This is a genomic window from Sporosarcina ureilytica (genome assembly GCF_001753205.1).
Lineage (GTDB): Bacteria > Bacillota > Bacilli > Bacillales_A > Planococcaceae > Sporosarcina > Sporosarcina ureilytica.
In genome coordinates, this window is sequence record NZ_CP017560.1 from 323,206 (window position 1) to 342,492 (window position 19,287).

Annotated in this window: 21 protein-coding genes and 1 pseudogene; 15 read left to right on the forward strand and 7 right to left on the reverse strand. The window is 39.7% G+C overall.

The window, feature by feature from the left end; all coding sequences use genetic code 11:
- Positions 1 to 164 precede the first annotated feature (164 nt).
- Both BI350_RS01585 and BI350_RS01590 read left to right on the forward strand, forming a co-directional pair.
- Positions 165 to 644 (forward strand): acyl-CoA thioesterase, encoded by a 480-nt coding sequence (locus BI350_RS01585; protein WP_211117164.1) that lies wholly within the window; start codon positions 165 to 167, stop codon positions 642 to 644.
- 260 nt (positions 645 to 904) lie between these two features.
- Positions 905 to 1,855: a hypothetical protein gene (locus BI350_RS01590; RefSeq protein ID WP_075526529.1), complete on the forward strand. Its 951-nt coding sequence runs from the start codon at positions 905 to 907 to the stop codon at positions 1,853 to 1,855.
- Between the two features lie 39 nt (positions 1,856 to 1,894).
- Here the strand turns inward: BI350_RS01590 and BI350_RS01595 are convergent, their stop codons facing one another.
- Complete coding sequence (locus BI350_RS01595; RefSeq protein WP_075526530.1) at positions 1,895 to 2,263, reverse strand: VOC family protein; 369 nt, start codon at positions 2,261 to 2,263, stop codon at positions 1,895 to 1,897.
- 245 nt (positions 2,264 to 2,508) lie between these two features.
- On the opposite strand from BI350_RS01595, the gene BI350_RS01600 reads away from it, so the two are divergent.
- The 10 genes and pseudogenes from BI350_RS01600 to BI350_RS01645 all read left to right on the forward strand — a co-directional run bounded on the left by BI350_RS01600 (position 2,509) and on the right by BI350_RS01645 (position 13,744).
- Positions 2,509 to 3,300: a hypothetical protein gene (locus tag BI350_RS01600; protein ID WP_075526531.1), complete on the forward strand. Its 792-nt coding sequence runs from the start codon at positions 2,509 to 2,511 to the stop codon at positions 3,298 to 3,300.
- A gap of 1 nt (position 3,301) precedes the next feature.
- The gene (locus tag BI350_RS01605; RefSeq protein WP_075526532.1) at positions 3,302 to 4,099 is read left to right on the forward strand and encodes a hypothetical protein; all 798 of its coding nucleotides are present in this window, start codon (positions 3,302 to 3,304) and stop codon (positions 4,097 to 4,099) included.
- Positions 4,100 to 4,101: 2 nt separating this feature from the next.
- Complete coding sequence (locus tag BI350_RS01610) at positions 4,102 to 4,470, forward strand: GntR family transcriptional regulator (protein WP_075526533.1); 369 nt, start codon at positions 4,102 to 4,104, stop codon at positions 4,468 to 4,470.
- A 79-nt stretch (positions 4,471 to 4,549) separates the two neighbouring features.
- A pseudogene (locus BI350_RS01615) lies at positions 4,550 to 5,161 on the forward strand (ATP-binding cassette domain-containing protein); the annotation flags it as partial.
- 1 nt (position 5,162) lies between these two features.
- Positions 5,163 to 6,086 (forward strand): ABC transporter ATP-binding protein, encoded by a 924-nt coding sequence (locus BI350_RS01620; protein ID WP_075526535.1) that lies wholly within the window; start codon positions 5,163 to 5,165, stop codon positions 6,084 to 6,086.
- On the forward strand, positions 6,055 to 7,059 hold the full coding sequence (locus tag BI350_RS01625) for an ABC transporter permease (protein ID WP_245698286.1): 1,005 nt from the start codon (positions 6,055 to 6,057) through the stop codon (positions 7,057 to 7,059). The genes BI350_RS01620 and BI350_RS01625 overlap by 32 nt, the downstream gene beginning before the upstream one ends.
- A gap of 69 nt (positions 7,060 to 7,128) precedes the next feature.
- On the forward strand, positions 7,129 to 8,064 hold the full coding sequence (locus BI350_RS01630) for an ABC transporter permease (RefSeq protein WP_075526537.1): 936 nt from the start codon (positions 7,129 to 7,131) through the stop codon (positions 8,062 to 8,064).
- A gap of 143 nt (positions 8,065 to 8,207) precedes the next feature.
- Positions 8,208 to 10,268: a S9 family peptidase gene (locus BI350_RS01635; protein ID WP_075526538.1), complete on the forward strand. Its 2,061-nt coding sequence runs from the start codon at positions 8,208 to 8,210 to the stop codon at positions 10,266 to 10,268.
- A gap of 737 nt (positions 10,269 to 11,005) precedes the next feature.
- A complete protein-coding gene (locus tag BI350_RS01640) occupies positions 11,006 to 12,394 on the forward strand; it encodes a TldD/PmbA family protein (protein WP_075526539.1) in 1,389 nt (462 codons plus the stop codon).
- Positions 12,395 to 13,744, forward strand: a complete 1,350-nt coding sequence (locus tag BI350_RS01645; protein WP_075526540.1) for a TldD/PmbA family protein — start codon at positions 12,395 to 12,397, stop codon at positions 13,742 to 13,744.
- Positions 13,745 to 13,786: 42 nt separating this feature from the next.
- On the opposite strand, the gene mscL is transcribed toward BI350_RS01645, so the two are convergent.
- Together mscL and BI350_RS01655 are read right to left on the reverse strand one after the other, a co-directional pair.
- Positions 13,787 to 14,176, reverse strand: coding sequence for a large conductance mechanosensitive channel protein MscL (mscL, locus tag BI350_RS01650; protein WP_075526541.1), 390 nt, complete (start codon positions 14,174 to 14,176; stop codon positions 13,787 to 13,789).
- A 113-nt stretch (positions 14,177 to 14,289) separates the two neighbouring features.
- A complete protein-coding gene (locus tag BI350_RS01655) occupies positions 14,290 to 14,583 on the reverse strand; it encodes an MGMT family protein (protein WP_075526542.1) in 294 nt (97 codons plus the stop codon).
- Positions 14,584 to 14,672: 89 nt separating this feature from the next.
- On the opposite strand from BI350_RS01655, the gene BI350_RS01660 reads away from it, so the two are divergent.
- Positions 14,673 to 15,062 carry a VOC family protein gene (locus tag BI350_RS01660; protein ID WP_075526543.1) on the forward strand — a complete coding sequence of 130 codons (390 nt, stop codon included), beginning with the start codon at positions 14,673 to 14,675 and terminating at the stop codon, positions 15,060 to 15,062.
- Positions 15,063 to 15,086: 24 nt separating this feature from the next.
- Here BI350_RS01660 and BI350_RS01665 read toward each other — a convergent pair whose 3' ends face one another.
- Entirely contained in the window at positions 15,087 to 15,749 is a 663-nt protein-coding gene (locus BI350_RS01665) for a phosphatase PAP2 family protein (protein ID WP_082294934.1), read from the reverse strand.
- A gap of 138 nt (positions 15,750 to 15,887) precedes the next feature.
- Here BI350_RS01665 and ytxJ point away from each other — a divergent pair, with 138 nt between their 5' ends.
- Positions 15,888 to 16,220, forward strand: coding sequence for a bacillithiol system redox-active protein YtxJ (gene ytxJ, locus BI350_RS01670; RefSeq protein WP_075526544.1), 333 nt, complete (start codon positions 15,888 to 15,890; stop codon positions 16,218 to 16,220).
- 36 nt (positions 16,221 to 16,256) lie between these two features.
- Here the strand turns inward: ytxJ and BI350_RS01675 are convergent, their stop codons facing one another.
- Genes BI350_RS01675 through BI350_RS01685 form a run of 3 tightly spaced genes read right to left on the reverse strand, consistent with a single transcriptional unit; the run spans position 16,257 to position 17,894 of the window.
- Complete coding sequence (locus BI350_RS01675) at positions 16,257 to 16,442, reverse strand: amidohydrolase family protein (RefSeq protein ID WP_075526545.1); 186 nt, start codon at positions 16,440 to 16,442, stop codon at positions 16,257 to 16,259.
- An 11-nt stretch (positions 16,443 to 16,453) separates the two neighbouring features.
- Positions 16,454 to 17,395, reverse strand: coding sequence for an anti sigma factor C-terminal domain-containing protein (locus tag BI350_RS01680; protein WP_075526546.1), 942 nt, complete (start codon positions 17,393 to 17,395; stop codon positions 16,454 to 16,456).
- Complete coding sequence (locus BI350_RS01685; protein ID WP_075526547.1) at positions 17,388 to 17,894, reverse strand: RNA polymerase sigma factor; 507 nt, start codon at positions 17,892 to 17,894, stop codon at positions 17,388 to 17,390. The genes BI350_RS01680 and BI350_RS01685 overlap by 8 nt, the downstream gene beginning before the upstream one ends.
- 292 nt (positions 17,895 to 18,186) lie before the next feature.
- Here BI350_RS01685 and desA point away from each other — a divergent pair, with 292 nt between their 5' ends.
- A complete protein-coding gene (desA, locus tag BI350_RS01690; protein WP_075526548.1) occupies positions 18,187 to 19,239 on the forward strand; it encodes a Delta(5) desaturase DesA in 1,053 nt (350 codons plus the stop codon).
- Positions 19,240 to 19,287: the final 48 nt, after the last annotated feature.

Consider the following 19,287-nt stretch of genomic DNA (forward strand, 5'->3'; position numbering starts at 1 on the left):
TCGCTGTATCGTTGCATTGTTTGTCTAAAACGTTATCAAGTTTCGTGAACGTTGCATAGTTTCTCGAAAACGTTGCAAACTTTCACGTGGACATTGAAAAAATTCAGCAGCGGATCAAAATAAGTGTATACTTGTAAATACCGTTAATTAAAGGAGTAAAAAATATGTTGAAATCACGAAAAATGAGCGAATCACGTACGATTCAGACAAAACTTGTTTTGCCACCGGACACAAATCATTTAGAGACGATCTTTGGCGGAAATGTACTCGCATATATTGATGAAATTGCAGCAATTACGGCAATGAAACATTCTAATCGTGCTGTTGTAACGGCTTCGATTGATAAAGTGGATTTTGTTTCGTCTGCGAAAGTAGGAGACGTATTGGAATTAGAGGCGGTCATTAGCTCAACAGGGCGAACTTCAATGGAAGTGTATGTGACGGTTCATTCGATTAATCCACTTAAAGAAAGCGTAAGAAAATTAACGACCGAATCTTTCTTAACGATGGTGGCGATGGATGATGATAACCAACCAGTTCCCGTTCCAGCAATTCAACCTGAGACTGGAGAAGAAAAAGCTTTATTCGAAATGGGACCAGCACGTTTGGCGCATCGTAAAGAACGTTTTAAAACGAAGCATTGATCAACATGAAAAGTCTGCCCCGGCAGACTTTTTTAAATTAAATTCATCAACAACCAAAAGAATGATATCAAGACTAAGTGTGGATAAATACATTTCGACTAATTTTTCATTTAGATATACACATGTGGATAACCTCGTTTTCTGTCGAATGAACAATTATACACATACAACGATTCATGGAAATAATCATCCCTACCTTATTGCGGAAAATTGAAACGATTCCCGTTTATTTTCGTATATAAGAAAAGGGGGTACATCCGATGAAAAAAGATATATATGATAAACAAATTGAGTTATCGATGATTCGAAATGAAAGAAATCGTGTAAAACGACGACTAGAAGGTGCGGAAGTTAACTTGCGGGAGGCACGTGAAATTCGTAATCGACTGCATAAGCAATTGACGAAAGAACAACAAGACGTTGTGAAGCTTGGTAAATTTTCAATCATGAATAAAATTAATGAGTGGACCGGGAAATGGGACGAACAAATGGAAAAGGAAATGGCTGAAGTGGCAGAAGCAGAACTGCGCTATAACGAAGCTGAAAAAAATGTCATTGATTTGGAAGCTGAAGTGAATAGGCTTCAGAAAGAAATGAAAAATCCTGATTTTACTTATATTGATGAGGACTGGGCGGCGTTTCTGCAAGAAAAAGAAACTTGGATTCGCCGTTATGATTCAGAGGCAAATGCTTTATTGCATAAGATTGCAGACGAGCGTGTGTCGATTGGCTCAATTTTACGTGAAGTGACGGAGGCAGAGGAGGCGGGTCGAATCGCCATTCGTGCGCTAGATCATGCGCTCGACAAACTTGGTTCTGCGGAAGGCATGTCCATGTGGGATACGTTTTTAGGCGGCGGAATGATTGTCTCTGCCTTGAAGTACTCCGAAATTAATCAATCAGACGACCATATTCACCGAGCTGAGCGCGCTTTACGACATTTTGAAACAGAACTTATGGATGTGCAAGATATTACCGCAGAGTCGCTTACTGTCAATAAAAGAGATATTTTTACCTTTACAGATCTCTTCTTTGATAATATATTCTCCGATTTTATGGTTCATTCGCGAATTACAGATACAAAAAGCAAGCTGAATACGATATCGAGTGAGGTTCGACGTGTACTTGACCAGCTTGCAAGGAAGCGCGATGAGATGAATGCCGCGCTTGAACGTTTGGATCAGGAAGAGCGTATGGTAATTGAGCGTTAATATTTGTAGAAAATCTTTTTTACGACATATTCTTGTAGTTTATTCAAATTCTAAAAACTCAATCCGATTGCCGAATGGATCATTTGTGAAAAAGCGAGAACGTCCATCAATGGGCGGTTCTTCATGAATCGCATTGCCTGCTTCTTGCAATCGAAGTTTTAGTTCCTCAAGCGCATTTACGGTAAACCCGGGATGCGCTTTTTTGGCTGCGACGAAATCTTGTTGAATGCCGACATGTACTTCTTGAGAACCGCAAATGAACCAACAACCTCCGCGGCCTTGCAAATTTTCGGGTTTTGGGATTTCTTCCATGCCGAGTAATTCCCCGTAAAACTTTCTAGCTGCATCCTCGGAATCTGGTGGGCTAGCGATTTGAATATGATCAATACCTGTAAGAAATGTGCTCATCGTCAATCACTCCTTAAACTTACTATCTTTAGTATAGCCTTCTAGTAATTAATACACTATTCGTTTATTCTAATCCCCTAAGATAAGAAAAAGTTATTGAGTTGTTTATTTAGCATCCATTTTACTAATTGAGTAAGTTGAGTTTTAGTTTACCAATAATGAATATTCGGATGAATCACATTGCAGTCTCTTTGCATATAGTGTACTATGTAACTAATACACTGGTGTGGAAGGGAGTTGATCATATGAACAGATGGAAAGGGTTATTTAAGAAAGAATGGTTGTTGATGAATGGTTGGTTTTACGCAACAATGATAGCCACGGTTTTATTAGCATTTATTTTTCCGGTTTTAGCAACGCTTTATTTAGATACTTCATCGAATTTATTAAGCGAAGGTTTTATATTTTTGGCTCCGATTTGGTTGATATTGAATGTGTTCATTCCGACGATTATTTTAATGGTTAGTTTGGGGAAAGAATCTAGAAGACCAGATATTTGGCTTCATTCGCCAGCGTCTGTTTTCCAATTATTTAGTGCGAAACTATTTTTTTCGATGATGACTGGAGCTGTTAACTTTCTCATTTCCTTGATACTTATAACTGCTTTATTTAGTTTCCGGATTCAACCAATTCAATTCGTGTTTGACAATCATACACAAGATTTTTGGATACTGTTTCTGAGTGTCATGTTTTTTGCATCAATTATGCTACTGTTTATCGGATTATTTTTCCATGTCCTATATCTGGTACTTCTCCCATATACAAAAAAATTCACGACTGCGATAACGTTTGGAATCCTTATTTTATTTGTGTGGCTTGAGAAAATAGTGACAGCCTTACCGGTATATCAAAAGACTTCTACATTCGGAAAGTTTTGGAGCGTATCGGAAAGTCGTTTTCATCTTGTGGAAGACGCCACTTACTTTAGGGTGGATGAGTCGTTTTTGTATGTTGGAGAAATATTATTAAGCGTTACATTTGCCGGGATTCTATTCGTTGTTGCTTCAGTTTTATTTGAAAAGAAAGTGAGGTTATGAAATGAAAGCAACAAGATGGAAAGGTTTATTAAAAAAAGAATGGGTATTAATGAAATCAGGAATTCTGATTTATACATTGATCACCATGATTGTTGTTTTAGCAGGTCCTACTTTTGTTCATTACTTGTTCGGCGTTCCAATCAATTTTTTCGAAAATACTATGGTGATTGCTGGGTTGTGGCTAGTGTTTGGTACGCTAATGAATTGTGGCATCATCTTTTCGAGTTTAGGAAAAGAAATGAAGCAACCTCATATATGGCTTCATTCACCCGTATCCATGTTGGAATTTGTCACAGTTAAGGCTGTTTTTTCAACGTTGGTGACAATATGTTTAACTGCTTGGTGCCAAATCTTAATCGTTGTACAATTTTTCTTTTCTGATGCTACTTTAGCTGTTACTTATTTTGATGCGTTTCTTACGCTGGTCAGTGTCTTAATCGCCATTGTGTTGAACTCGATTTTTATTATGTCGATTGCATTTTTCTTCTGGTCTGTTTATCAAGTTTGTCGTTCACGAATTGGAGGCATTGCTATTTTAGTAGCGATAGGGTTTTTCTTTGTCGCTTCCTACGTCTGGGAAAAATTTAGAGTGGCTGGTCTCTTCCATGCAGTACGTGAAATTGGACCAATTAAATTAACAAAGACAACTTTTTACAACGAATCGACTAGTTACTTTTTTACAGGAATTGTTCCCGAAGGTGTCATTACTTCCGTTGGCAGTCTTGTATTTTATGGTTTTATCACACTAGCATTACTTTGGTTAGGCACGCTGTTGTTTGAAAAGAAAGTGAGGTTATAGCGATGAGCATAGATTTTTTACCAGATAAGCCAATTTACCAACAGCTCATCGAACGTATTACGGGAGATATTATTCGGGGAACGCTTGGGCCCGGTGAAAAATTACCGTCTGTACGGGATTATGCAGTTCAAGTTGGCGTGAATGCAAATACGATGCAGCGCGTCTTCAAGGAGTTGGAGCAAATGGAAATTACGGAAACGAAAAGGGGGCAAGGTTCATTCGTTACGGAAAATGTCGATAGAATTGCCCAGGTCCGCCAAGAAATGAAAGAGGATTTAACAACCTCATTCCTTCAAAGTGTTGAAGCACTCGGTTTTACTGCGAATGAAATGATTGCACATATAAAGAAGCGGAGTGAAGAAATTGATTGAACTTTCACAGGTGTCCAAGAAATATGGACGTCGAAAAGCATTGACAGATGTGACGTTGACATTGCCTATCGGAAAAGTCATTGGTCTTATCGGTGAAAATGGAAGTGGAAAGACGACACTTCTGAAGTTGATTGCAGGCTTACTTACGCCAAATAGCGGGCAAGCGACTTTTAATGGGCAACCGATTTCTCGAAGAATCGCGAAAGATATTGCGTATATGCCAGACGCAGATCTTTTCTATCCATATTTCACGGTTCGTCAGCTATTTGATTTTTACGATTCACAATTTGAGGATTTCGATATTGTGAAGGCGAAGGAAATTGCGCAGTATTTAAATCTCTCGCTTGATTCGAAAATAAAGCACCTGTCGAAAGGGAATCGGGGTAGGGTGAAAATTGCGGCAACCCTTGGCCGGGAAGCGAAGGTTTATTTATTGGATGAACCGTTCTCAGGGCTGGATCCAATGGTACGGGAAGATATTGCTAAGGGGTTAATTCAATTTACGGATATCGAGCGTCAAATGATATTGATGTCTACGCATGAAATAAAAGAAATGGAACCTTTGCTTGATGAAGTCGTAGTACTAAGAGGGGGGCAAGTAATTGCTCATGAATTGGTAGACGACATTCGAGAGTTGCACGGCATAGATACGACGACTTGGATGGTGTCTTTATTTAAGGGGGAGAAGTAATATGGCTGAAAAACCAGTAGTAGAGCTACGCGGTTTATCGAAAACAATTGGGAAGAAGAAAATTATTGATAACTTAAATTTGTCTTTGTATCCTGGACAAATTACGGGGTTTTTAGGGCCGAATGGGGCGGGGAAAACGACGACGATTCGGATGATGGTTGGACTAATGAAACCGACGAGTGGGGACGTACTCATAGACGGCGTTGCGCTTCGTGAGAATTTTGAAGAAGGTCTTTCAAAAGTAGGGGTTATCGTTGAAAATCCTGAAATGTATAAATATATGTCTGGGTATAAAAATTTGGTGCACTTTGCGAGAATGCATCCGAATGTGACGAAAGCGCGTATTGACGAAGTTGTCCAACAAGTTGGGATGCAAAACAGGATTCATGAAAAGGTTGCTTCTTATTCACTTGGTATGCGGCAACGGCTAGGACTTGCACAAGCACTGCTTCATCGACCAAAATTTTTGATATTAGATGAACCAACAAATGGTCTGGATCCTGCGGGAATTCGGGAGTTCCGAATGTACTTAAGAAGTATTGCGGAAAAAGAAGGCGTCTCGGTATTTGTATCGAGTCATATGCTTTCGGAAATTGAATTGATGTGTGACCGGATTGCGGTGATTCAAAACGGAAAACTATTAAACATTGAAGAGATGTCCGATGCAAAGGAATCACACTATTACATCGAAGCATCTCCGTTAGAAAGAGTAGAGCAAATTGTGACGGCAGAAGGAAAAACAGCTGAGTGGTTTAAAGATGGACTGCTTCTTCAAATTGAAAAAGAAGAGATTCCTAGTCTTGTAGGTCGATTGGTAGCTGAAAATATTCAACTCTACGCGATTCAACCTCATGTGATAACACTAGAAGATCAGTTCTTAGAATTGACAGGAGGTGGCCAAATTGCTGAAGCTCATACAAAATGAGTGGATGAAGTTATGGCAGAAAAAATCCACATGGGTCATGGTTTTGCTTCTGTTTTTAATCGTTCCAGGAATGATGGGCTTGATGAAATGGCTTCACGGGTTAGATGACAGGGTTGATTCGCAGACTCAAAATGGCGTGATAGAAATTCAAGTGGAGTCGGAAGAAGCAAGTTATGATTGGAAAGTAGTGGTGGAAAATGAATTAGCCTATATTCAGGAAAGACTGAACGCCAAGGACCTTTCAAAAGTAGAACTTCAGGAATTGGAAGGAAAAGAAAAGATACTTGAATATCGCCTTGCAAATTCAATTGAACCCTTGGAAACCCCAAGTCGCGAAAGTATGATGACGGATACATCAGGATTTACTTCGATTGTTCTACTGTTTACAGTCGTTGTAGCTGCAGGAATTGTCGCAGCAGAGTTTTCGCAAGGAACAATTAAAATGTTGCTTTCCCGCCCTGTTAGAAGATGGAAAATTTTAACGTCTAAGTTTGTCACAGTCAATATGTTTAGTGCTTTACTCATCCTAATTGGGTATCTACTTTCAGTTTCATTTTCTTATTTATTATTCCAGACTGGTGACGGACAGCTATTGTCTTGGAATGGGCAAGAGGTTGTCGAGACATCGATTTTAGGGAAAAGTGTCTACATGTTAGCCCTTTCATTCGGAAGTGTCTTTGTTACTTCGACATTTGCATTTATGATTGGGGTTGTATTCCGTTCTAGCTCAATGGCGATTGGTTTATCAATTTTTCTGTACTTTACAGGGACATCAATCGTCTTGATGCTTGAAAGATTTTCGATTACAAAATACCTTGTTTTCACACATATGGATTTAACGCAATATGGAACGGGATATAAAATAATAGAAGATATCTCAATGCCTTTCTCCTTGATGGTTCTATCTGTCTACATTGTTGTATTTCTAGTGACAAGTTATTGGACATTTATTCAGAGAGACGTGAAAGCATAAAGGACTTAGTTTGATGTAGATAAAAGAGTATTCTCGCTTATGTAATTCTATTGACAGGAGGTGGCCAAATTGCTGAAGCTCATACAAAATGAATGGATGAAATTATGGCAGAAAAAAGGTACTTGGGCGATGATGATTTTGCTGGCGGCAATTATTATTGGATTTTCAGGGCTGGCGAAAATATCTGAGCGAATGTACGATAACACAGAATGGACCCAGTCAATGCAGACCGAATTGGCCGACGTTGAAAAAGAGTTAGCCTCACCGGATTTAGATGAAGAGTCTAAAGTTGTTTTATTGCAGCGACAAGAAGAACTTCAGGCTGACATTGCTTTTGGTATTGAAAGTATTAAACCGCAAACACGTGAGTCGATTATTTTGGACACGTTTGGACTCATGTCAATGGTGACGCTAGTTTCAATCATTGTCTCTTCAAGTTTAGTGTCAGCTGAGTTTTCTCAAGGGACAATTAAGATGTTGTTATCACGGCCAGTGAATCGTTGGAAAATCTTGACGTCTAAATATGTGACGGTCATTTTGTTTAGTGTATTGGCCATGGTCGTGATGTTTGTAGCGAGCGTGATTGGGGCGTTTATTTTCTTCCCAGGTGCAACAGAAAGCACGCTATCTTTTTACAACACAGAAATTGCTACGTCCGCCGTTTGGGGGAAGTCCTTGTATCTAATGTTTTTAGCGTTGATTAATACACTTGTTATGTCGACGTTGGCATTTATGATAGGCACGGTTTTCCGCTCTACGTCGCTCGCGATTGGGATCTCTATTTTCCTTTATTTCACAGGCAATATGATTGTGTTCTTTTTGGAAAAATATAAGTTTGCGAAGTTTATTTTATTTGCAAATTCGAATTTAACGCAGTATGAAATTGGATATCCGATGTTGAACAATACAACGATGGCCTTTTCGGCGGTAGTTATTGTTGTTTACGTTGTGATTTTCCTAGTTTTGAGTTTCCTTTCATTTACAAAACGTGATGTAACTGCTTAAAAAAATAGGCGTTGCCATAATACGGAGCCGGCGTAGAAATCATTGATTGTTTCTTCGCCGGTTTTATTTTAATGATTAATCAATAGAGGATTTCAAGAATGATCTCGCGAAGAGGATACTTGTATTTAAAGGAGGAGTTAATTATGAAACCACCAGTAGCAAAACGAATTCCGCATCCCCATGAATTACATGGTGATGTACGTGAGGACGACTATTATTGGCTGAAGGATAAAGAAAATCCGGAGGTCATTCAGTATTTGGAGGAAGAAAATCGATATTATGACGAAATCATGCGCCCACTTGAAGAACGAACTGAACAGATTTATCAAAGCATGATTGACCGCGTTCCTGATTCGGAAGCGGATGTACCCGTGCAACATGGGCCCTATTTCTACTATTCTCGTATGGATAAAAGTAAGCAATATCCGATTTATGCACGAAAGCGAGCGGAAAATAGGGGGGATTTATCTGAAGCGCAGGAAGAAATAGTGTTAGATCTAAATGAATTAGCTAATGAAGATGCGTATTTAAGTGTGACCGAGCAGCGAATTAACACGGATCAAACCCGCCTCGCTTATTTAGAGAACCGGGATGGAACGGATCGGTATACGATTTTTATTAAAGACTTGGAAACAGGGAAACGATTGGCGGACCAGATTCCAGACGTCTTTTTATTTGGGAGTATGGAATGGAGTCGTTGTGGCGAATACATTTTTTACATTACTGTGGATGAACATCAACGCCCATACCAGTTATGGCGGCATCGTTTAGGAACTGATACGGATCAGGATGAAATGATTTATGAAGAAAAAGATTCGACATTTACAGTATTTATCGCTAAATCGCAAAGTGGGAAATTTATTTTTGTCGAATCGTTTTCAAAAACGACGAGTGAGGTTCGTTTACTAGATGCAGATTCCCCGCTAGCCCCTTTACAGCTAATAGATGAGCGGTGCGATGGAATCGAATATTCCGTTGAGCATTGGGGCGATGATTTACTGATCTTAACAAATGAAGGCGCGCAGAATTTCCAGTTGCTTCGCTGTCCACTTGACGACCTGAATTCGAGGGAAAACGTTGTTGCGTACAAGGAGGAGCAATATCTTTTAGCGGTACATCCTTTTCGTGATGCTTTGCTTGTCGCAGGCAGAGAAAATGGTCTAACGCAAATTTGGATGCTCCGAGATGGTGCGTTGGAGCGAATGGAATGGGAAGACCCGCTTTATACAGTGTCCGTTCTGTCTAATCAAAGTTATGAGGCGAATGAAGTGTTAGTTGAGTATGAATCGTTCCTGACGCCAACAACAACGTATGCGCTGAATTTGCAAACGGGTGAACGACAGTGCTTACAAGTGGCGCCTGTTAGCGGGGAATACGATCCCTCGAATTATCGTCAAGATCATTTGTGGGCGGTTGCTGAAGACGGTGTCAAAATACCGATGACGATGGTTTATCAGAAAGATGCGTTTACTCAAGGCCCTGCGCCGTTGATTTTACATGGATATGGATCGTACGGAGCGAATAGCGATCCACATTTCAGTCCTTATCGTCTTCCAGCGCTGGACAATGGCATTGTATTCGTCACGGCTCAAGTGCGTGGTGGTTCTGAAATGGGGCGCAGTTGGTATGAAGATGGAAAAATGCAGCATAAGCGGAATACGTTCACTGATTTTATTGCCGCAGCAAAACATCTGATTGAACATAAGTACACAACGCCAAGTCAAATGGCCGCTCGCGGAGGAAGTGCTGGTGGGCTGCTTGTTGGGGGCGTCGCGAACATGGGCGGTGAACTGTTCCAAGTAATTGTTCCAGAAGTTCCGTTTGTCGACCTCGTAACGACCATGCTCGATACGACGATTCCGCTCACTACCTTGGAGTGGGATGAATGGGGCGACCCTCGAGAGCGGGAAGATTATTTCTATATGAAGTCGTACAGCCCCTATGACAATGTGGAGGCGAAAGATTATCCGCATATGTATATTACAACCGGTCTAAATGATCCGCGCGTCGGCTATTGGGAACCGGCCAAGTGGGTCGCGCGGCTAAGAGCTTTAAAAACGGATGATCATACACTCGTGCTCAAAACGAATATGGGGGCCGGTCATTTCGGAAAATCGGGTCGTTTTAATCATTTAAGAGAAGCAGCGGAATGTTATGCGTTTATTCTAGATAAGATTGGCGTTACGCAGGAATTAAAAATTTAACGACAATGAAAAAACAGGTGGAGAAAGGATTCTCCGCCTGTTTTATTTTAGCGTTTTTAAAAATGACTTGTGAATTAATTACTGGTTGCCGTCGCTGCTGAACGTACGAACTAAACCAGCGATTGTACCGATACCAACGAATGCAAATAGTGTAAACATAATGTATAAGAACCACATGAAGCCTTCACTCCCTTTTATCGATCACTCACTTTGCATCTATTATATCACTTTAAGAAATTTCGGGCAATGTCATAACGCGGAAGATTGTGGCAATACAGAGAATGTTATTCATCCGATTACTGTTGATTTCCGTTCCGGGCGGACGCTTTCCGTGGGGCGGGCGGTAAGCCTCCTCAGTCGCTTACGCTCCTTCGGGGGTCTTACCTGTCCCGCTAATCCCACAGGAGTCGCCGCCCTCCACTACAATCAACGAAGATAACATTAAACTAATGAACCTTCGCATATGAACCACGTTTAAGAATTCTTATCTATTATATTAAGCATTTATCGTAAGATGGCTAACAAAATAAGCGTTAAAAATAAAAGCAACGTCCTTTTCAATTAGGCTCATCAATTACTATATTTTATATCTTTTAATTATACCTGAAGTTTATAAGGCATATACCAACCAACAAGATGAATAGACTAGTTATTGTTTGAAAATATAAAGTATTCTATGCAGATTCTTTCGTAAAACGAATAGATTGCTATAATGGTAAAAGGGGGAGGTTGTGACGATGATTAAACAGTCAATCATTGAAAATGTACTTGAAGCCGCGCTTTCAACGGGCGGGGATTTTTCTGAAGTGTTTATTGAAGATCGTTATGCGAATTCGATTGGACTTCAGGATGGAAAGATTGAGCAAAGTATTTCAGGCCGAGATTTTGGGATAGGGATTCGTATCTTCTCGGGACTTCAAAATGTGTATACGTATACGACAGATTTCTCTGAGGAAGGTTTAGTTAAGGCGGCCAAAAGAGCGGCGCTTGCCATAAAAGGCGGCGGGAATGGGACGATTCATCCGCTTCAAAAAGAAATCATCCAGCCGATTCATCATATTGAAAAATGGCCTAGAACCGTTGCACATACACAAAGAGTGGCGGTTATGAAACAAGCCGATATCATAGCGAGAAATTATGATGAACGAATTCATCAAGTCGGCATTCGTTATATCGATGAAGAACAAAACGTACTCATCGCAAACTCGGAAGGTAAGTTTGTCGAAGATACGCGCGTACGAAGTAGGATGGCAATGCAGGCGACAGCTTCGGATGGTAAGGAGATGCAAACTGGATTTTATGGACCAGGTGCTTATGCAGGATTTGAGTTTATTGAGAACTTAAATTTACATCATTACGCAGGGGAAGCGGCGCGTATTGCAGTGACAATGCTTGAAGCAGATGAATGTCCAAGTGGGAGGTTCCCGGTCATTATTGATAATGAATTTGGCGGCGTAATTTTCCATGAAGCTTGCGGACATGGGCTTGAGGCGACATCGGTTGCGAAAAACAACTCAGTTTTTGCGAATCGAATCGGTGAGCGAGTTGCGCCGGATATTGTCACATATATTGATGACGGTACGATTCCGAATGAATGGGGTTCCCTGAATATTGACGATGAAGGGGAAAAAACGCGTAAAAATGTATTAATTGAAAACGGAATTTTAAAAGGGTACTTAATTGATAAATTTAACGCACGTAGGATGAATGCTGAGGCAACCGGTTCTTCACGTAGACAATCGTATCGATACAATCCGACATCTCGGATGACAAATACGTATATTGCACCTGGACAATCGACGCCGGATGAAATTATTGCGGCTACAGAAAACGGCATTTATGCAAAATATATGGGCGGCGGTTCTGTAAATCCAGCAACCGGTGATTATAACTTCGCGGTTTCGGAAGCGTATCTTGTAAAAGATGGGAAAATAGATAGACCTGTACGTGGTGCAACGCTTATCGGAAACGGTGCAAAAACATTACAAAAAGTTGATATGGTCGGGAATAATTTAGGACATGGCGCGGGAATGTGTGGCTCACTCAGTGGTAGTTTACCGGTTAACGTCGGACAGCCGATGATTCGCGTAAGTGAAATAACAGTCGGCGGAACGAAGGGGGACTAAATGTTGAAAAACAATGAATTTCAATCCAAATTATTAGCTGAAGCGAAGAATGCGGGTTTCTCGGAAGCCGAAGTCTATTATGAAAGATCTGCTTCTTTTCACTGTACAATTTTTGAAGGCGCAATCGATAGTTACGAAACTTCCGAAGAGGGCGGAATCGGCTTTCGCGGTTTGTATAACGGGAAAATGGGGTACGCCTATACTGAAAAAGTTGACGACGATTCTATTGGTTTTTTAATTCATCAAGCAAAAGAAAATGCAACGATTCTTGACGAGGATGACGGAACGACAATTTTCGAAGGAAGCGAGGAGTACAATACGCATTCTTTTTATAATGAAGCATTAGCAAATGTGCCAAACGAAGAAAAGATTGCCCTCATTCAGTCGATTGAAAAGAAAGTGCTTGCGTATGACCCAAGGATTGTCACGCTGAATTACTGTGTGATTCAAGATTTCTCTACAGAACGTGCGATAGCAAATGATAAAGGGTTATCGATAGATGAAAAGCAAAATGGGCTTGTCGTTTTCGTTTCGGCTGTTGCGAAAGATGGAGAAGAGATGAAAACGGGCAGTGCTGTTAAAATGACACGCGATTTCGATTCCATTGATGCGGATGCATTTGCAAAAGAGGTAGCTGAAGAGGCATTGTCACACCTCGGAGAGCAATCGATTCCGACAAAAAAGTATCCGGTCATTATGCGCCATGATGCTTCAGCGTCTTTACTCTCAACATTCTCATCTATTTTTTCAGCGGAAAATACACAAAAAGACCAATCATTATTAAAAGGAAAAGTTGGCGAAACAATTGCTTCATCAGCATATACACTAGTGGACGACCCAAGTCACCCAGATTCCTTACGGGGAACAAACTTTGACGGTGAAGGGGTCGCAACGAAAAAGCAGACAATCGTGTTAGAAGGAAAGTTGGAAACACTTTTCCATAACCGTAAAACCGCAAAAAAAGACGGCGTTGAAACGACGGGGCATGCTCGAAAGTCCTCTTATAAAGGAACGCTATCCGTAGCGCCGATTAACTTGTATATTGCACCAGGGACGAAAAGCAAAGATGAATTAGTCGCTTCTATTCAAGACGGCGTGTTTATTACAGATTTAGCTGGTCTACATTCAGGAGCCAATACCATTTCTGGAGACTTTTCAGTGGCAGCAACAGGATTCCATATTCAAGATGGCAAAATTGCTTCTCCTTTAAAGCAGATGACGATTGCGGGGAATTATTTTGATTATCTGAAACAAATCGAAGAAGTAGGTTCAGATTTGGAGTTCGCGTCAGGCGGCTATGGTTCGCCATCTTTATTAGTCAAGGAACTTTCTGTCACAGTTGATCATTAAAAAGAAAACAGGGCATGTTAGATGCCCTGTTTTCTTTAAACCTTACTTAGTTGCGTTTTGTTCTTTTAATAAATCACGGATTTCTGTCAGTAATGCTTCTTGTGCATCAATTGTTTCTTCTTCTTCTACTTCGACAACTTCTTCTTTGCGTTTAAATTTGGATAGTAAACGAATGAATAAAAAGATGACGAATGCAACGATTAAGAAATCGAGGACAGATTGTAAAAATACACCGTATGTAATATCCACGCCTCTTATTTTTTGATTGAGGCCGGTTAAGTCAATGCCGCCTGTTAGAGCGCCAACAATCGGCATAATAATATTTTCGACGAGAGAGGAAACAATTTTTCCAAACGCTGCGCCAATGACGACAGCGACCGCTAAGTCCAACACATTTCCTTTAAAGGCAAATTCTTTAAAGTCTTTCCACATATGATTCAGCCCCATATCTATTGTTATGTATACGATGCTTCATCCCCGGAATTTATAGGAATGAAACCTTTATTATTCTAAAAAAGTTCTTTGCCTTTGTAAAGCCCCTGCTCTTAGAATTTCCATTGGTATTTAGATAAATCAATTTTTCCGTGCAATGAAAATTCAATGCCCTCCATTTCAAGCATTTCTCGTTGTTCACTTGCAGTAAGCGAAATTTCTCCTTTTGAATTAATGACCCGATGCCACGGTAATTGATATTTTTCGCTCGCTGAATGAAGAATCCAGGAGACTTGCCTCGCAGCACGTGCACTTCCTGCTGCTTTCGCAATTTGGCCGTACGTTGCGACTCGACCGTATGGAATCGATTGAATTAGTGCAATGACGTTTTTTGTGAATGGTTTCATAGGTATGCTCCTTATCGATTAAATTCTTATATCGTTCGTATACTGAATCGTAAAGTGACAGACAACCAAACAGAAGGAGGGGGCCAGTTGTGTCCGACCAAAAAATTATCCCGTTATTAATGTTCAATGGGGAAGCAGAAGAAGCGATGAAGTTTTATACGTCCATTTTTGAGGATGCTGCAATTGAAAGCATTTTACATCAAGAAAATGGGGGAGTACGGCACGGGACATTCTCAATTAATGGACAAGTTTTCATGACAGTGGATAACAGTAAGGAGAAAATAGTGGATTGTACACCGGCAATGTCATTATTTGTCACTTGTAAGAGAGAAAGCGAGGTCGATTACGTTTTTCAAAGGTTGTCGGAAGATGGAACGATTGTCATTGACTTAGCGGAAACTCCGTTTGCTGTAAAATTTGCTTGGATTATTGACAGGTTTGGCGTTTCCTGGCAATTGCAGCTTGAGAAGAATGGATAAACAGTTCATGAGACAGAACCTTCTCTACGAAGATTCTGTCTCGTTGTTTTCGCGTGGATGTTGGCAAGCGCTGTAAATGACGATGCTAATGGTCACACATATTGTGCTTGCTGCGATTCCACCAACAATATCACTTGGATAATGAACACCTAGATAAATCCGGCTAGTGGCAATCATAAAGGCCATAAACGAAGCAAATGAAAGGAGAGTAACACGACCTCCTACCGTTTTAATATGGCGCCATGCAATATAGGTAATCATTCCGTATAAACTAAAGGCCATCATCGTATGACCGCTCGGGAAACTAAACCCACCGGCATCCATAATTCGATATATTTCAGGGCGTGCTCTTTTAAAATGACCTTTCAGCAATTCATTTAAAGCAATCGTTCCAACAATTGAAAAGGCGAATACAAATGCCTGCTGGTGATGTTTATAAACGAAAAATAAAAGAAAGCAGACCATTATTGTGATTGGAACGACGACTTTGGCTGAACCAATCCAAGTGAATGTTTTAAAAAGGACCGTTAGCCAAGGCGCCTCTAGTCCTTGGACAAATCGAATGATCGGTAAATCAAAGCTTTCAATTTTTCCGCTACTAACGAGGTTGGCCATGGTCATAAATAAACTCCCACTCACAACAATAATTACGAGTACAATTAAAATGTTTTTTGATAGTCCTTTCATCGTTACCCTCCATTTTATTCGATTGTATACTATTTTTAAAATAAGTGTTAAAGATAACTGATGAGCGCTTCAACTCGTAATTAAAAGCATCTTTGCTATAATAAAAATAGAAATCAAAGATAAAGGGAGCTGACCACCATGAAAGAATTAGTAACTGTTGAAGAGTGGAAAGAAGTGTTAGAAAAATCTAAGGACAAGCCAATCCTACTATTAAAACATAGTACGACGTGCCCGATTAGTACGCATGCCTATAACCGTTTTGAAGCGTATGAAACGGACATGCCGAAATATTGGTTAAAAGTTAGAGAAAGTCGCCCAGTTTCCAACGAGATTGAAAGTGATTTAGGCGTTACCCACCAATCCCCACAAGCATTTATTTTAAATAAAGGTGAACAAGTTTGGAACGCATCTCATACAGTCATTATGGAAAGTGAAATTAATCGAGGGCTAGAAGCAGCTAATTTAAAATAATTCAAAAGGCACTCCAACAAAATGGAGTGCCTTTTGTTATTTCTGATAAACCTTATTTCCATCAATATAAGTTGCTTCCACGGTCGAACGAAGATTAAACGGGTCCCCGTTCCAAATAACAAAGTCCGCGTCTTTCCCGACTTCAATTGAGCTGACTCTGTCTTCCACGCCGATGTTAAAAAATCGCGCACGTTTGTTACAATATGGAGCAGAAAATGCCATCCTATAACCAACTAATAATTATCTATCACTCCTCCCAGAGAAGCAGCTTTAATGAAAGGTTTTTCGATAATATCCGCAATTTCGTCCGCTGTACCATAAATGACTATCCCAAGTATGTCAATATTATCTACCTTTATATCTTTGACAGTGTTATAGGCGTTTCGGTGTTCCTGAGATAAGCTAGTTTTTAAAAGACTAAGAAAATCATTATATTCATATTCCAAACTAACAGTTGAGAAAATAGTTGAAGTTGTAGAAAAACCTAGGGCTTCTTTCTCGCTAATAAAAGTTGAAGTCCAGTCATGTTCTTCTGCCTCAGTTTTGAATGTCTTTATTTGTTTATCACTATAGGTATTTATCCAAAACCAAGTCGTTTCAGGTAGTTCGAAAATGGGTAGTTCGTTCTGTTTATAGGGCTTATCAAATGAAAGAGCTACTTCGTATATTCTGTCTCCTTCCATCTGGTTAATCAGATGACCATCATTTTTGTATTTTTTATAAGTAATATTCGGATGAAAGAACATCAAATCTCGCCAACCATTTTCCTTATATGTAACTTGCCAGTCCTCTCCCGTTATCCCGATATTGCCACCAGCTCCTCTTGATATCGAAAATGAAGGATTCAAACCAAATTGGTATTGCTTTTTTTCAATAACAATTGACTTTATCTTCATATCCTTAGAGACCTTATATTGGCTCTCTCCACCTAAAATCCCCTTCGTATCCACTGTTTCACTAATATAGCCATTCGGCGTACTAAGTCGGACGTAAGCATCCCATTGTTTAAATGCCTTCTGGCTGAAATAGGTATATGCCGCAAAATTGACTACGTTGAGAACAAAAAATACAATGACAGACACGATGACAATGGTTATGATTGTCTTTCTTTTGCCCTTTTTAATCGCCTTTTTTATTTTATTCTCGTCAAAAATATCCTCTGTAATTTCATTCATATAAATTCCTCCATGTTTCTTGAAATTCTTTTCTTGCCCGAAATAAATAGGTTCTAACTGTTTCTATCTTCATTCCTAGTAACAGAGAAATCTCTTTATAACTGAGCTCTAGTTCATATTTCAGTACTAGCAGCTGCTTATAAACTTCCTTAATGTGGCTTAAGGCAATAGTAATTTCATGCCTCATTTCATGATTTAAGACCATGGACTCAGTGTCTGAGTCACTCGTAAAATTATCCCAGAAATGATAATCATCAATTATTAACGTTTGTTCTTTTCCCTTTTTCTTCAACACCTTTTTAAATTCATTCATAGCGATGGTAAAAATATATGAGAGCGCTTTGTTGGATGAGACACCACTACTATAGGTGATGTATTTCATATAACTTTCCTGAACAATATCTTCCGCATCTTCATGGCTACAACCATTCTTTTTCAAATAAAAATAAATCATTTTTGCCTGTTTATTATATATTTCCAACAAAAACTGTGAATTCATAGCTCCTCCTCTCTAAGACCCTTCATTAGTAAAGAGTAAATTTCCTTAAAAAAGTATACAACAAAATGAAAAGAAATTTTTTTGGATTAATTCAAACAATAGTAGTCGTGCTGGAAAAGCATGCGCCTGGAACGGAAATCAATTTTATTCTGATTACTCGTACATGATCACACCCATGACACTTGTCATATAAAACTCATGACAAACATGTCTTCAATGAAATGAACATTCCATTTATCATAAAGATAAGAAGTAATTGAATATAAAAAATAGTTTTGACAGGGAGGATAACATGAGTAAAGAAAAGACGAGAAGGTTGCATAAAGACGTGGCACCTTTTGCAAAGTCAGACACAAAGAAAAGTGTGATCCAATTAGTAAACACGATTCCCCCATTTTTCCTACTATGGTATTTGGCTTATGAAAGCTTAAAAATTTCAGTTTGGTTAATGATTCCTTTTGCAATGTTGGCAGCGGGATTTGTTGTCCGGATGTTTATTATTTTCCATGATTGTACACATGGATCATTTATGAGAAGCAAGAAAACCAACGATGTCATTGGAACGATAACAGGTGTCCTCACATTATTTGCCTATGAAAAATGGAAACGTGAACATGCGATTCACCATGCATCCAGCTCAAATCTTGATAAGCGAGGCGTTGGTGATATTTGGGTGATGACAATTGACGAGTACCTAGAGGCGTCTAAATGGGAACGCTTTAGCTATCGACTTTACCGCAACCCTTTCGTCATGTTCGTGCTCGGACCACTTTACTTAGTCCTAATTTCCAGTCGTTTTAACCGGAAAGATGCGAGACAGAAAGAAAAGAACAATACGTATTTAACGAATCTAATTCTTGTCGCCTTATATACGGGGATGATTTTACTCGTAGGCTGGCAAGCGTTTATCATAGTTCAAGGAACGACGATGTTTGTTGCAGGTGCACTCGGCATATGGTTGTTTTATATCCAGCATACATTTGAAGATTCCTATTTCGAAGAGGAGTCCGAGTGGGATTATGTGAAAGCGGCTGTTGAAGGAAGCTCTTATTACAAGTTGCCACGTGTGCTTCAATGGGTGACAGGAAATATCGGTTTCCATCACGTCCACCACTTATCTCCAAGAGTGCCAAATTACAACTTGGAAGAAGCGCATAACTCAACGCCACCCCTCCATAGGGCAACAACAATTACACTTAAATCAAGCCTAGAATCATTAAAGTACAAATTATATGCACCAGAAAAGAAAAACTTCGTAACCTTTGGTGAAATTAAACACCTCCTTCAAGAAGTAAGTGCTAAGGTAGATTTGGAACCGAAAAAGACTAGTTTTGAAGGCAAGTAATAAATCATACCGTAAGTTAATGCAGAAGGGGATTTTTACATCTCTTCT